A 12,074-nucleotide genomic window follows, 5' to 3' on the forward strand; every position below is an offset into this window, starting at 1 on the left:
TCTTTGCTTGATATTTGAACCCTCTTCCTTTAAGATTTCTTAAAAAAATTGGGAGGTGGCATGTGAAACCAATAAAAGTTTCCGAGGATCTGTATTGGGTTGGAGCGATAGACTACGGTGTTAGGGATTTTCACGGATACGTAACTAAGAATGGCACGACTTACAACAACTACCTTCTCGTAGACAGGGACGTTACACTTTTTGATGCTGTACACAAGGACTTTTTCCACGTGAGCATCGACAACATCCGTAGTATAGTCGATCCGAAAGAGATAAAGAATTTTGTCGTAAACCACATTGAGCCTGATCATTCCGGTGCGATTGAGGCTTTTCTCAGAGAGATGCCTCAAGCGACTGTCTTCATAACAGAAAGAGGAAAAAAGGGATTAAAAAGGATGTTCGATATTCCGGAAGAGAGGATCAAGGTCGTAAAGAACGGAGAAAGCCTCAACACAGGAAAATACACCCTTTTATTTATAGAAACGCCGATGCTTCACTGGCCAGACTCGATGGTCACATACATAACCGAACTTAAAACGCTTATAACCCAAGACGCATTCGGTTTTCACTTTGCCTCCACGTGTCGGTTCGATGATGAGTTTGTGAAAACGTACTCAGAGTATGAGCTCGAAGATGCCATTTACGACTACTACGCGAACATACTTATGCCATTTGGAAATCTGATTCTTAAAAAGGTCGAAGATATAACGAAACTAGGGATAGAGATAAAGATCATCGCTCCTGATCATGGAGTAATCTGGAGGAGTAATCCGGAAAAGGTTTTAAAACTCTATACCCAAATGGCAGAAGGTAAAGCCGAATGTTCGATAACGATAATCTACGATACCATGTGGCACGCAACGGAACGAATGGTCTTTCCAATAGTTAAAGGAATCGAGGACGAGGGTGTAAAAACGAAGGTTGTAAAGCTTAGATCGAGTCCTATGAGTGAAGCAGTTAAAGAATTCTGGAAAGGAAGAGGAATGCTTGTTGGGACACCAACCTTGAACAATTCAATGTTTCCATCGGTTGCAGAGTTCCTCTATTACCTTTCCGGGCTGAAACCCCGCCTAAGAATGGCAGGAGCTTTTGGAAGCTACGGATGGTCAGGAGGTGGGGTAAAGGATGCATACGAGTATCTAAAAAAGATGGGGCTTGAGACTGTGGAACCTGGCATTGAGATAAACTACGGACCCACAGAAGAGGACAAAAAGGCATGTTACGAATTCGGTAGGACATTCGCCAAAAAAGTTAGGGAGTATCACAGATCAATTGAAGGGAAATAACACTCTAGCCGAGAAAGATTTATCCCCCCTCCTTTCTCTTGATGAAGGAGAGGAGGGGATCGTTGAGAGGATCCTTGGTGGGGAACGGCTGATCGCCCGACTTGCGGGACTTGGAATTACAGAAGGTGTCCACCTAAAAGTAACGAGGAACATTCAAGGACTCCTAATAGTTATCGCGAGTGATACTCGTATCGCATTGGGAAGGGGGGAAGCAAAAAAGATACTTGTAAAAAAGCTCGAAACCAAAAAAGAGGAGAGTATCGAAAAGAAGCATCTTCTCGTTGCCCTCGCAGGCCAGCCTAATGTGGGAAAATCGACAGTCTTCAACGTTCTTACGGGTCTTTCTCAACACATAGGCAACTGGCCTGGAAAAACAGTTGAAAAAAAAGAAGGCATCTACACATCCGATGGAGTAACGATGACCATTGTAGACCTTCCTGGGACGTACAGCTTGAGTTCTTTTTCGGAAGAGGAGAAAATAGCGAGGGACTTCATACTTAAAGAAAAACCAGATGTGATAGCCTTGATCGTTAATGCACAGGCCCTTGAAAGGAGCCTTTATCTCTTGTCAGAACTTCTCCTTCTTGGCCCTCCGGTCGTACTGGGAGTCAACATGCTCGATGTGGCGGAAGCCCAAGGAATAAACGTGGATATCGAGGCCTTAAGGGAATCACTTGGGATTCCAGTAGTTCCGATGATTGCAACGAAAAACAAGGGGATTAAAGAACTTGTGCGCGAAATCAGAAAAGTCGCGGAAAAGAAAGTAACTTATAGACCGAAATTGCCTGAAGTTGCCAAAAACCATGCGGAAATGTTCGAGAATCTTTTAAAGTTACTCGATGACCACATCCCGGAAACCTACCCTAAGGCCTGGGTTGCAACAAAACTCATGGAAGGCGACAGAGATGTGACAGAGGAAGTTGAGAGAAATGTTCCCATCGCCGTCTGGAATGAGATAAAAAAGATCCTTACAGAGCACGAAGACGCTTTACGGGCAGTGGTTGGTGGTAGATACGATTGGATAGAGAAAGTAACAAGATCTGCGATAAAGAGATTCAAACCGGGACAGGTTCTTTTAACGGACAGGATCGACCATATTCTTACCTATCCAATGTTTGGAATTCCTGTGCTTATCGGTGTTCTTGGATTGGTCTTCGGTTTGACATATAAATTAGGACTTCCCATACAGACATTGCTGGAGACGGCGTTCGTTAACCTTGGAAAAACTCTAGAACCTTTTCTTAAAGTTGGACCTAGCTGGGTGGAAGGGCTTTTCATTGAAGGGATTCTGGCTGGGGTTGGATCTGTCCTGTCCTTTGTGCCAATACTCATCATATTCTTCGTCGCCCTCTCCTTCCTTGAAGATACAGGTTACATAGCAAGAGTGGCCTTCGTTATGGACAGATTCATGCACGTGCTCGGATTACACGGAAAAAGCTTCTTACCTTTATGTCTTGGCTTCGGTTGCAATGTTCCGGCAGTGCTTGCGAGCCGCATTGTTGAGTCGAGGAAGGCACAGCTTCTCACAATATTTTTAAGTCCTTTTGTTCCTTGTGTTGGTCGGCTAAGTGTTTTGACGTTTCTGTGCGGGGCTATCTTCTTTGAAAAAGCAGCGTTAATAATGTGGCTTTTGGTTACGGTAAACATACTTGTACTGGTATCTGTGGGAATAGTCTTCAGTAAATTCCTCAAGCTTGAATCCATCCCATTTATCATGGAGTTACCTTTATACCACAAGCCGAGTTTCAAGAATATTTTTGCTGCAGTGACGGGCAGGGTACTCTCCTTTGTGAAAAAGGCAGGGAGTGTAATCTTGATCTTCTCAGTGGTCCTTTGGGTTCTTTCGAGCTTTCCCGGAAAGGATCTGGAGGAGAGTTACCTAGCGAAGATTGGAAAAGGGATGGAGAGTATAGGCCATGTTTTTGGGCTCGACTGGAAACTCACAGTCGCCCTCATCTCCAGCGTTGTTGCAAAGGAAAACAGTATTGCCACCCTCGGGATCCTCTACGGAGCAGGTGAAGAGGGGCTTAGAAAAGTTATATCCGAAAACATAAAAAGACCGTCATTGCTCTCCTTTTTGGTGATCCTTATGCTCTTTCTTCCCTGTGTGCCCACATCTGCTGTGCTTATGACTGAGATCGGAAGTAAAAGATGGTTTTTGGTTCTCTTCTCTGTTATGCTCTGTGTTTCTTTGGGCGCAGGCTTTTTAGCCTATAGGATTGCCCTCCTTTTTGAACTTTGATGCTGTCACGAGTCGAGCTTTAGCTTGAAGCCTCTAGTCTTCTTTTCAGTTTCTTCTTTTGTGATCTGGGCCATCTTTATCTTAAGCCTCATGTCATTTGGGCTGTCTGCGTACGCAATGGCGTTATTTTGGTCGACCTTTCCTTGCATGTAAAGTTCGAATATGTGCTGGTCGAAAGTTTGCATCCCTTCATTTGTGGACTGAGCCATGGCCTCTTTGAGAAGTCCTATCTCACCCTTAAGGATCAAATCTTTTACTCTGGCTGAATCCAAGAGGATCTCAACGGCTGCAACCCTTTTTCCATCAACACCCGGGATTAACCTCTGGGATATTATCGCTCTAAGATTCAAAGACAACTGCATGTATATCTGGAGGTGCCTTTCTACTGGGAAAAAATTTATTATCCGTTCTATTGCCTGATTCGCGTTATTGGCATGGAGTGTTCCCATACAGAGATGGCCTGTCTCGGCAAAAGTAATGGCATGTTCCATCGTCTCTCTATCCCTGATCTCCCCGATAAGTATCACATCTGGTGCCTGTCTTAAAGTGTTCTTCAAAGCGTTGAAGAAAGAGTGTGTGTCGAATCCAACCTCCCTCTGGGTAATGACACTCATTTTGTGTTCGTGGACGAACTCTATTGGATCCTCTATGGTTACTATATGTCCCCTCTGATTTGAGTTTCTGTAGTCTATCATGGCTGCAAGGGTAGTAGATTTTCCGCTCCCTGTCCCTCCAACAACTAAGACAAGCCCCCTTTTGCTCATGGCGATGTCTTTGAATATCTGAGGAAGCCCCAGTTCATCTATAGACTTTATCTGGGTCTTTATCTGTCTTATGACAAGCCCAACGTAAGATTTCTGTCTAAATACGTTTACCCTGAATCTGCCAAGTTCAGGATAGAAAAGGGCGAGATTCATTTCGAGCTCGTTTATAAACTCTTTTTTTTGTCTCTCATTCATTACTGAGAAGGCTATGCTTTCAGTCTCTTGAGGAGAAAGCGGTGGCTCATCGTAAGGATAGGTTTCACCCTCAATCCTGAACATAGGAGGAACTCCGACCGTTATGTATATGTCGGAGGCATCCTTCTCAACCATATACCTAAGGTATTTTTTTAGATCCCTCTCCATCTTACCTCCCCTGTGGCAAATAAAAGGCTACCTCTTCTTTAGTGACGAGATTCTTGGCCAAAAGTTCTTGACAAGCTGCCTCCATCGTCTGCATCCCGATTGCCCTACTTGTCTGCATAATTGAAGGGATCTGGGCGATTTTTCCTTCCCTTATTAAGTTTCTCACCGCAGGTGTTCCAAGCATTATTTCAAAGGCTGCAACTCTCCCTTTACCATCCTTCCTCTTAAAAAGAACCTGCGAAATGACAGCCTGAATCGATTCCGCAAACATTGCCCTGACTTGGGCCTGTTGAGCAGGGGGAAAAACGTCTATTATTCGATCTACGGTTTTCGGAGCTCCACTAGTATGTAAAGTTCCGAAAACTAGATGGCCAGTTTCTGCTGCGGTCAATGCCAATGAGATTGTCTCCAGATCCCTCATTTCTCCAACCAGTATTACGTCCGGATCTTCCCTTAAGGCGCTTCTTAGTGCATTGGCGAAGCTTTTCGTGTGGGGTCCTAGTTCGCGCTGGTTAACCAGGCAATTTTTAGATTTGTGTACAAACTCTATGGGGTCCTCAATGGTAAGTATATGACCCTTTTCGTGGGTGTTTATATAGTCAATTATTGCAGCAAGGGTTGTCGATTTACCACTACCCGTTGGGCCAGTAACAAGTACCAGACCCTTTTCTAAACTCGCAATCTCCGCAAAGACTTTTGGCAAATTAAGTTCTTCAAAGGTCGGTATCTTCATAGGTATCGTTCGAAAAACCGCAGCATCGCCACGGAGCTGACGAAAAACGTTGACTCTAAATCTTGCTATATCTCCCAGTGCAAAAGAAAAATCGAGCTCGAAATTCTCTTCATAAATCTTTCTCTGCTGATCATTCATTATGTCGTAAATCATTCTGTGCACTTCGTCCTTGTCTAGAGGAGGCATCTCCAACTTTCTCATATCCCCGTGGATCCTTATCATTGGAGGTTCACCAGCCGACAAATGGAGATCGGAGCCTTGGTTTTCAACCATGAATAAAAGAAGTTCAGATATATCCATCGTTACACCCCCTTATCGATCCTAACCCCAATTCTTCTGCTTCAGAGACACCGGGAAGGTCACTTAAGCTTTTTAGACCAAACGATTCTAAGAAAATCTCTGTGGTCTCAAAGACCGTTGAGGACAAAGCCTTATTTTTGCCCGAAACCCTAATAAACCCCTTTTCGAGGAGCCCTTTTAAGGCTCTCGATGAATCGACCCCCCTTAATCTATCTATCTCCTTCTTCGTTATAGGTTGCTTGTAAGCTACTATTGCAAGAGTTTCGAGCATAGATTTTGTAAGGATCGGTTCTCTTTTTTTCACAAACCTTTCGATATACGTTGCGTAAGTTTTTTTAGTCCTCATATGGTAGCCTGTTGCAACCTCAACGATCTCTATAGGTCTTCCATTCTCTTTGTACTCTTTTACTAGTTCATCCAAAGCCTGCTTTATATCTTGGGGATCAAATTCGGGAAGCCTCTTTGCAATTAATGAGAAAGAGATAGGTTTTGAACTCACAAAGAGTATTGCCTCTAATATCGTCTTTAGGTTCAAGTCTCAGACCCCAAAAAAAGCCGTACTTCTTCCTCTATCTTTCGGATCTCTTCTGGAAAGACAAACCATTTTAGATACTTCTCTTTCGAAAACCAGGTAATCTGTCTTTTCGCATAATTTCGCGTCTTTTTCTTGATTATTCTTACCATATCCGTGTACGAAAGTTCACCCTTCAGGTACCGCAGGATGTCTGAATATCCTATGGCCCTCATCGGCTTTATATCCTCTGGAAAGTCCATCGAAAGTATGGACCTTACCTCTTCTATCCATCCATTGGCCAGCATCCTATCCACCCTTTCCGAAATCCGAAAGTAGAGTTCTTTTCTTTCACGGTGTAATCCAAGAAATAAAGCGTCGTATCTCAATTCTTTAAAACCGTGAATTTTTTCCCATTCGGACATCTTTCTACCTGTCGTGTAATAGACTTCCAATGCCCTAACTATCCTTATTCTGTCCTTGGGGCTTATCTTTTTTGCGTACTCTGAATCTATCATTAGGAGTTTTTCATAGAGAGCGAAAGGATCTCGTAAATAATTTTCGCTCAGTCTCCTTCTCAGATCCTTGTCCTTTTTGGCCTCAAAAAGGCCAAAGAGTAAGGCTCTTATGTAGAGACCTGTTCCTCCAACTACAATTGGTATTTTTCCCCTACCTTTTATGTCCTCTATAGCAGAATCTGCCAATTCCACAAATCTTTTGGCGTCAAATTCTTCATCTGGCTCGACCACATCTACTAAGTGGTGGGGAACGGTTTTTCTTAAAGCCGGATCAGGTTTTGCCGTTCCTATATCGAAGTACTTATATACTTGTAAAGAGTCAGCATTTATGATTTCGCCACCGTACTTTTTGGCTAGATATATACCGAGATCAGACTTTCCAGAACAGGTTGGCCCGCCGATAACTATTATCTTTGGAAGGTTTGAAGGATTCCGCGACATTGGAATATAATAATACACTCAAATGTACTCGAGGCACCTGAAAATTGCAATAGTGCTACTGCTTATACCTGTCTTACTTGGGGTTGGATTCGCCTATTCCCTTGTGAACTATCTCGAGATTCCAGACGTAAAACAGCTAGAAAGCTTCCGTCCTAGATCTACGACCAGACTTTACTCCGACGACGGAACGCTTTTTGCAGAACTCTTCGTCGAAAAGAGGATACCAATCCCTTTAAGCGAAATGCCTAATCACCTGAAGTACGCCTTCATAGCAGCGGAAGATATTCGGTTTTACAAGCACTTTGGCATTGACATTAGAGGTATATTCCGGGCCCTCTACAATAATCTTGTAAAAGGTAGGATTGTAGAGGGTGGCTCCACCATAACCCAACAGCTTGCCAGAAATCTCTACCTTACACCTGAGAAAACTTTAAAGAGAAAGATAGAAGAGGCACTTCTCGCAATCCAGATAGAGAGGACCTATTCGAAAGACGAGATACTGGCAATGTATTTGAACCTCATATATCTTGGTGAAGGTTGCTATGGAGTTGAAGCGGCAAGTTACGCCTATTTCGGAAAAAAGGCGAAAGATTTGACCCTTCCTGAGGCGGCAACTCTTGCGGCTCTAACAAAATCCCCATCCAAGCTTTCGCCATTTAAAAACCCGGAAAGGATCTTGGCCAGACGGAACTACGTTTTAAAGAGAATGTACGAGGGTGGTTTCATAACAAAAGCGCAGTATGAGCAAGCGTCAAAAACCCCTCTCAATGTGTCTCAGAGGAGGATGTATGAAAAGAAGACCGGTTACTTCGTAGAATACGTAAAAGACATCCTAGAGGAGCAACTCGAAAAGAAGGATCTAATATACACTGGTGGGATGAGCATACACACAACGATAAATCTTAAGATGACGGATTACGCTTACGAGGCTATCTCTAAAGGTTTGAACCTCTATAAGGCAAGACATCCGAATGCAAAGGAGCTTCCTGAAGTGGCCCTTTTGGCAGTGGAAGTAAAGACAGGTGATATAAAGGTCATGGTAGGCGGAAAGGATTTCGTCGTTTCACCATTCAATCGAGTCTACCAGGCCCGAAGACAACCCGGAAGTGCATTTAAACCTATCATTTACCTTGCGGCTCTTGAGAAAGGACTATCTCCCGATCATGTCCTTTTGGATGCACCTATCTCATATAAGGATTCCACAACTGGCAGAGTTTGGGCACCAAAGAATTACAAAGACGAGTATCACGGATACGTATCAATGAGAAGGGCTCTCGAACTCTCCCTTAACACTGCTACCGTAAGACTATTGGAAAATGTAGGTCTGGATAGTGTTTTGGATGTTGCAAAAAGACTCGGAATCAAAAGTGAGCTCGAAAGGAATCTCTCGTTAGCCTTAGGAACCTGTGACGTAACACCAATTGAGCTTGCTAAAGCTTATCTAACCATAGCAAGACTCGGTTCGAAAATTGAACTTCGGGCAATAAAGGAGGTAAGAGACATACACGGTGAGATCATAATCCCAAACGAAGAGGACGAAGAAGAGAAGGTTGTTGAAGAGGATGTCGCAGGAGAACTGATATCGATGATGGAAGGGGTTATAAAGAATGGAACAGCAAAACTTGCAAGTCGACTACCCTATAAGCTTGCGGGCAAAACCGGAACTACTGACGATTTCAGGGATGCCTGGTTCGTAGGTTTTTCCCCTGACCTTCTATGTCTTGTATGGGTAGGTTATGACAGAGGAAAAAAGTTAGGCAGCGGAGAATCGGGAGCCCAGGCTGCCCTTCCTATTTGGGTTGAATTTATGTCTAAAGTTCTGCCAATGTACGAACGGAAAGAATTTGAAGGTCCGTAATGGCCCCACCGGTAGATCTCATAAAAACAGGGATCAGCGAAGAGATAGGTTACAGGGATAGTTACGAAGACGAATACGCTATCTACAGGTTCTCAGATCTTTGCTTCTTCAGTGCGGAAATTTACGATGGACACGGCGGAAAAATGGCTGCTCAGGTAGCCTCAGAGATGCTCACTCCCTATTTCATCCATCTCCTTAGGACAAGAAAAGAAGAAGATCCGATAAGTCTTATAGAGGAAGCGTATCTTGCCGTCGATTCTTACCTCGTTGAAAAAAAAGTAGCAAGCGGTACGACCGCCGCAATATTATACGTATGGGAAGACCGGTTTTATGCCTCCAATGCGGGAGATTCAAAAATAGTAATCGGGACAGAAAACGGCGTAGAAGTCTTAACTAGGGATCACAAGCCATACTTCCCAAAGGAGAAAGAGAGGATCGAAAAGATGGGAGGAAGGGTCATAACGTATGACATCCCAAGGGTTCAAGGGATTCTTGCCATTTCAAGGGCTTTAGGCGATCCTTATCTCAAACCTTACGTCATAGCCAATCCGAGGATCGTGGAAGGATACCTTTCTAAGGAGAACGATTATGCTATTGTCGCATGCGACGGGGTATGGGACGTACTTGAACCTGAGGATGTGATAGATATAGCTCGCAGAAAAAAGGAAGCAGACGAAATAGCCCAAAGCATAGTCCAAAAGTCGCTAAACCTTGGATCGATGGATAATATCACTGTAGTTGTTGTGGATCTCAGGGATTATACCGATAAGTTAGAAAGGACGAAGATGAATATTTTACGGGTTTGGGAGAGGGAAGGATAAGGTGAAAGTCGTTCCTCCAGTATTCTTACATTCGCTAGGATGAGAGATGTAGCGACAGACACTTGTATCTCCCGGACAGACATCCTTTTCCGTTGGGATATGGATACACCTTTCGCTCTTTACTGATATGTCGAAACCGTATTTCAGAGAGTATCTCTTTATCATGAATAGTTCTAACCCTTTACCCCCAGCTCCGAAATCGTAAGGTCTTTTCGATCTATACAATTCTGTAGCCTCCGTGTGGAAGAGGCCATCGAATATATGGGCCAAATTCTCGCTTGTTATGCCAACGCCCGTGTCCTTTATGTGGATTAAGATATTTTCGTCATTTCTTTCTACTTCAACAGAGATCATACCGCCATCTGGGGTATTTTCTATAGCGTTCTTTAAGATCCCTTCGAGAGTGGTTTGGAGGATCTTTTGATTTATTTTCAAACTCATACCTTCACCATTTTTCAAAAACAGATCGACCTCTCTGTGTCCTATTTTTTCTTTCGTTGTCGTAATCAGCTTTTTAAGGAAAGGCCCAAGTTCCACGTCATGTACATCGTCGCTTTCGCCGATAATGACTTTACTTAGCCAATCTTTTATAGCATCCCAGTAAAATCTAATTGCCTGAGGTATCTCCCTCATCCTCTCAAGCCTTCTTAAAAAATCTTCCATCTCTAGGGTAAGGGATACGCTCTGAAATTCTGTCTGGGATCTAAATATCTCGTCAGTTTCTCTTGATATCTCCAAAAGCCTTGTTACGTTTCTCTCCATAGCTTCTACAATCTCCCTGAAGGTCTCAAATAAGCCCATCTCCTTCAGTCTCTTCTTCATTATCCTTATGTTCCCCAAAAGGACCGATGTTGGGGTTTTAAGTTCATGGGATATGTGGTCTATAGCCTTAGACTTGATCCTATTTAGTCTTTCCAGTTCGTCTTTGGACCTCCTTAGAGCTTCCTCGGCCTCTATCCGTTCCGTTATGTCTTCAAAAGCTATTATATGTTCTTTCGTTGCGAGCCGCACGGGAATGAAGTTGACTATCCTTTTTTCGTTATCCTTAGTTTGGACGGTAAAGATTCTAGGAAACTTCTGTCCGGTCTGTGTGTTTCTTACGTTTTCGATCCACCCCGAAATAACCATTTTCCTTGTCTCATGATCTGGGAAAAGTCTTCTCAAAAATGTTCTGCCATCTGGAACGTCTTTTATATCGTAGCCGAATATCTCTTTGAATTTCGGATTGACGTATTTGAAAACCCCATTCTCACTGATTAGTGCTATCCCGATGGGAGCATTCTCAAGAAGTGTGTTTAGCCTTTCCTTTTCCTCTCTTAACAATTTTTCAGATTCCTTTCTTTTCGTTATGTCCCTTAAATAAAAGAGATGAGCTTGCCTACCTTTAAAACTTATACTCGCTACTGAGACCTCGATGTAAATGACTCTTCCCGTCTTTGTTATTCCTCTGAATTCGTAACCTTTAGGGAGAGAATCACCTTCCGCTATTTTGGTAGTTATACTTTCCACAACTTCGTGGTCTTCAGGGTAGACAACGGAGACTACGGGCCTTCCTATGATCTCTTCCGGACTTTCATACTCAAAGATCTTGACAAACCTTTTATTGACAAATAAAAAGGTAGAATCTGATACAATGGCTACACCGTCATTTGAGTTCTCTATGGCTATCCGGTATCTTTCCTCACTTTCACGCAAAGCTTCCTCTGCGAGTTTTCTCTCCGTAACATCCTGCATTGTGCCTTCGTAGTAAAGGGTTTTACCATTCTGGTCCTTTATAGCCCTCATATTGATAGATATCCATTGGATAGAACCATCCCGTTTACGCATTTTGACTTCGAAATTGTTCACCTTACCTTCTTTTTCGACAAGCTCTAAGAGTCTTTGCCTGTCTTTCGGATCAACGTAAAGATCACGGGCAAGATCCTTAATCTCCCTTATCATCTCTTCGGGAGAGGAAAATCCGTGGATCTTTGCAAAAGAGGGATTGGCGTTGAGTATTTTTCCATCCGGGGTTGTCTGAAAAATACCCTCTGTTGCGTTTTCGAATATATTTCTAAACTTTTTTTCTACCTCTTTAAGTTCAGCCTCTCTCTTTTTTAGTTCCAAAATGGAGTTTTCGAGCTCAGCTATTTTTTTCTTAAGTGATTCAATCTCCTGCGTGCTTTGTATCTCTCTCATGTTCGTCACCGTCAAGCTTTAATTATAAGAAAGTTTTTTCCATTTTCAAACTCGGTACC

Annotated in this window: 9 protein-coding genes; 4 read left to right on the plus strand and 5 right to left on the minus strand. The window is 43.2% G+C overall.

The window, feature by feature from the left end:
• Nucleotides 1-62: 62 nt before the first annotated feature.
• Both NZ583_04285 and feoB read left to right on the plus strand, forming a co-directional pair.
• Nucleotides 63-1,286: an FprA family A-type flavoprotein gene (locus NZ583_04285; protein MCS7280831.1), complete on the plus strand. Its 1,224-nt coding sequence runs from the start codon at nucleotides 63-65 to the stop codon at nucleotides 1,284-1,286.
• On the plus strand, nucleotides 1,273-3,528 hold the full coding sequence (feoB, locus tag NZ583_04290; protein ID MCS7280832.1) for a ferrous iron transport protein B: 2,256 nt from the start codon (nucleotides 1,273-1,275) through the stop codon (nucleotides 3,526-3,528). The genes NZ583_04285 and feoB overlap by 14 nt, the downstream gene beginning before the upstream one ends.
• Before the next feature lie 5 nt (nucleotides 3,529-3,533).
• On the opposite strand, the gene NZ583_04295 is transcribed toward feoB, so the two are convergent.
• Genes NZ583_04295 through miaA form a run of 4 tightly spaced genes read right to left on the minus strand, consistent with a single transcriptional unit; the run spans nucleotide 3,534 to nucleotide 7,158 of the window.
• On the minus strand, nucleotides 3,534-4,655 hold the full coding sequence (locus tag NZ583_04295; protein MCS7280833.1) for a PilT/PilU family type 4a pilus ATPase: 1,122 nt from the start codon (nucleotides 4,653-4,655) through the stop codon (nucleotides 3,534-3,536).
• Nucleotide 4,656: 1 nt separating this feature from the next.
• A complete protein-coding gene (locus NZ583_04300) occupies nucleotides 4,657-5,688 on the minus strand; it encodes a type IV pilus twitching motility protein PilT (protein ID MCS7280834.1) in 1,032 nt (343 codons plus the stop codon).
• Nucleotides 5,675-6,223: an SMC-Scp complex subunit ScpB gene (scpB, locus tag NZ583_04305; protein MCS7280835.1), complete on the minus strand. Its 549-nt coding sequence runs from the start codon at nucleotides 6,221-6,223 to the stop codon at nucleotides 5,675-5,677. The genes NZ583_04300 and scpB overlap by 14 nt, the downstream gene beginning before the upstream one ends.
• Nucleotides 6,220-7,158 (minus strand): tRNA (adenosine(37)-N6)-dimethylallyltransferase MiaA, encoded by a 939-nt coding sequence (miaA, locus tag NZ583_04310; protein ID MCS7280836.1) that lies wholly within the window; start codon nucleotides 7,156-7,158, stop codon nucleotides 6,220-6,222. Before miaA ends, scpB begins: the two co-directional genes overlap by 4 nt.
• A 22-nt stretch (nucleotides 7,159-7,180) precedes the next feature.
• Here miaA and NZ583_04315 point away from each other — a divergent pair, with 22 nt between their 5' ends.
• Both NZ583_04315 and NZ583_04320 read left to right on the plus strand, forming a co-directional pair.
• A complete protein-coding gene (locus tag NZ583_04315; protein MCS7280837.1) occupies nucleotides 7,181-9,016 on the plus strand; it encodes a PBP1A family penicillin-binding protein in 1,836 nt (611 codons plus the stop codon).
• Nucleotides 9,016-9,837 carry a protein phosphatase 2C domain-containing protein gene (locus NZ583_04320; GenBank protein MCS7280838.1) on the plus strand — a complete coding sequence of 274 codons (822 nt, stop codon included), beginning with the start codon at nucleotides 9,016-9,018 and terminating at the stop codon, nucleotides 9,835-9,837. The genes NZ583_04315 and NZ583_04320 overlap by 1 nt, the downstream gene beginning before the upstream one ends.
• On the opposite strand, the gene NZ583_04325 is transcribed toward NZ583_04320, so the two are convergent.
• Nucleotides 9,811-12,015, minus strand: coding sequence for a PAS domain S-box protein (locus tag NZ583_04325; GenBank protein ID MCS7280839.1), 2,205 nt, complete (start codon nucleotides 12,013-12,015; stop codon nucleotides 9,811-9,813). The two genes, NZ583_04320 and NZ583_04325, sit on opposite strands and share 27 nt — an antisense overlap.
• Nucleotides 12,016-12,074 lie beyond the last annotated feature (59 nt).

The sequence above is a fragment of the Thermodesulfobacteriota bacterium genome (assembly GCA_025062045.1).
In the GTDB taxonomy this organism is placed as follows: domain Bacteria; phylum Desulfobacterota; class Syntrophorhabdia; order Syntrophorhabdales; family JANXAF01; genus JANXAF01.

Bases quoted from the DNA above. Each gene is read 5' to 3' on its own strand.
- NZ583_04300 (MCS7280834.1), bottom strand. From the start codon at position 5,688: ATGGATATATCTGAACTTCTTTTATTCATGGTTGAAAACCAAGGCTCC.
- miaA (MCS7280836.1), bottom strand. From the start codon at position 7,158: ATGTCGCGGAATCCTTCAAACCTTCCAAAGATAATAGTTATCGGCGGG.
- NZ583_04325 (MCS7280839.1), bottom strand. From the start codon at position 12,015: ATGAGAGAGATACAAAGCACGCAGGAGATTGAATCACTTAAGAAAAAA.
- NZ583_04295 (MCS7280833.1), bottom strand. From the start codon at position 4,655: ATGGAGAGGGATCTAAAAAAATACCTTAGGTATATGGTTGAGAAGGAT.
- NZ583_04320 (MCS7280838.1), top strand. From the start codon at position 9,016: ATGGCCCCACCGGTAGATCTCATAAAAACAGGGATCAGCGAAGAGATA.
- NZ583_04315 (MCS7280837.1), top strand. From the start codon at position 7,181: ATGTACTCGAGGCACCTGAAAATTGCAATAGTGCTACTGCTTATACCT.